We start from the raw sequence: 1,788 nt of genomic DNA, 5'->3' as shown, positions 1-1,788 counted from the left end.
CCCGGAGCGAATTGGCGCTCACCTCAAACTGGGGAATTTTCGTTCGGCACTTTTGAGGAGAATACATCCGGCATCGACACAGGTCGCCCTCCGGCAACGAGAGCGTGCGCAACGGCGTTTTTTTGGGACCAGCCACGCGCGAGATCGCCTCGCGCAGGATCTCGTTCTCCATGGTCTTCTTGCCGAGCATGCGCTGCAGCTCGCGCACCTGGTTCTCAAGCGCGCGATACTCGCTCGCCGGAACCACCTCGCCGCCAGCGCGGGTGGCGGTCAGGGCACCACTTGCCGCCTGCCGGCGCCAGCCAAATAGCTGGTTGGGCGCCACCCCGTGCATGCGCGCCACAAGCGACACGCTGTTGCCGGGCAGGAAGGTTTCTTCGACCATGCGGAGCTTCTCTTCCGGGGTCCAGTGCCTACGGCGCTGAACCCCTCCGAGAACCTCCGCATGCACATAGTTCCTGGGATTACTGTCGGTCATATGCCTCACTCTTACATAAGTGTGAGGTCCTGTCCGGTCATTTTGGGGGCCGCTTCAGAAACCGCCATTCGCCTATCCACCCACCTGCGGTCATTCAAACCTCTCGATCATCATCATGATATCGGCATATGACGCCACGGTTTCACCGGACGCTTACGAAACAGCTGGCTGGATCGATGCTCGACATCGCCGTACGTCCCGAAGGACTGTAAAGCCAGCGAGCTGACATCGAGAATGGTTACGTACAATGCCTAGCCGAAAGGCCACACCTGACCATCACGGCGTACGCAAGCGTTGTGTTCGAACGCCCTTCCACAGGTGCGCTTCTAACGGCGGACCTTCCAAGGAAGGTGTACTGAATACCAGCGTCCCTTGCGCCGCGATATCTCGATCGAAATGCCGACCCGCTGCCACCCTGCATTTCTGAATGCGCGCAACGATGCGTGGTGGTTCCACCAGATATAGGCAAGGGCGCGCCGATAGCGACTGGGAACCAGCGAGCTCGTTGCTTGCGTAATCAAGAGGGATCCGTAGCGCCGCGATCGATGCTCGGGCAAAGTTATGACGTTGACCAAAGCGACTTCGTTGTTCGCAAGCGGCCAGGTCGAGACACTTTCATAGTTCGATCTATCGGCGAAATGGATGCAGGCTGCCGGCTCGGCATCGGCCAGAAGTACAAAGCCGATACATCCCGCGCGCTCGAAACTCATTGCACTTCGGACACGCACGTCAGGATGACGTGCAAAGGCGGCAAGATGCTGCTCATCGAAAACAGTGATTTCGATAGATGGCGGCAGGGCGGGCGATTCAACAGCTGTGTTCTGCGCGAAAATCCAGTTGATACGGTAATCCACAATACTGGACAAAGCTCGCTTAAGGAAATCCTTGATGCGTGCCCTCAGCGAGGCGTCTCTATGCTTCACATCTTCGGCTCCCAAGATCGAAGCGACACTGTCTTGGCGGGCCATCCGCAGGGCTTCCTTACACGCTCCATTGTGCTTCATTTTGTTTTTAGGAAAGACGGGTCGTCATGCAGTGCGGATGGGCGGCAAGGAGACCTCATGTGCCGACGTACCGATCCAGGCTGGGAAGCAGATTTCTCCAGCTGGATGCCCGACCGGACATTGGCTGGCGCTGGTCGAGGACCTTTGTCAACGCTGGTCCGCAGAAGACCAATGGATATGGAATATCTGCCAGCTTCCGTTTACGCGCCGAAGCAGCATCGTTTCCACAGACCGACTCTTGATCTGCCGATCGCGGTACGTTCCCTCGACATTCTCGACGCTCATCACCCAGGCTGTATCGCCCTG

General features: G+C 57.9%; 2 protein-coding genes and 1 pseudogene. All 3 read right to left on the bottom strand.

From position 1 onward, the window contains the following. Nucleotides 1–71: 71 nt before the first annotated feature. Nucleotides 72–478 (bottom strand): annotated as a pseudogene (locus AX708_RS15425) (transposase); the annotation flags it as partial. Nucleotides 479–804: 326 nt separating this feature from the next. Next, the gene (locus AX708_RS20580; RefSeq protein ID WP_196490737.1) at nucleotides 805–1,446 is read right to left on the bottom strand and encodes a GNAT family N-acetyltransferase; all 642 of its coding nucleotides are present in this window, start codon (nucleotides 1,444–1,446) and stop codon (nucleotides 805–807) included. A gap of 183 nt (nucleotides 1,447–1,629) precedes the next feature. Next, nucleotides 1,630–1,767 (bottom strand): hypothetical protein, encoded by a 138-nt coding sequence (locus AX708_RS21400; RefSeq protein ID WP_369815641.1) that lies wholly within the window; start codon nucleotides 1,765–1,767, stop codon nucleotides 1,630–1,632. Between the last annotated feature and the right edge of the window lie 21 nt (nucleotides 1,768–1,788).

This window comes from Erythrobacter sp. CCH5-A1, assembly GCF_001557115.1.
Lineage (GTDB): Bacteria > Pseudomonadota > Alphaproteobacteria > Sphingomonadales > Sphingomonadaceae > Erythrobacter.
This window is presented reverse-complemented; position numbering and strand designations above follow the sequence as displayed.

Excerpts from the sequence above, each read along its gene's own strand:
- AX708_RS21400 (WP_369815641.1), bottom strand. The coding sequence starts at position 1,767 with ATGAGCGTCGAGAATGTCGAGGGAACGTACCGCGATCGGCAGATCAAG.
- AX708_RS20580 (WP_196490737.1), bottom strand. The coding sequence starts at position 1,446 with ATGGCCCGCCAAGACAGTGTCGCTTCGATCTTGGGAGCCGAAGATGTG.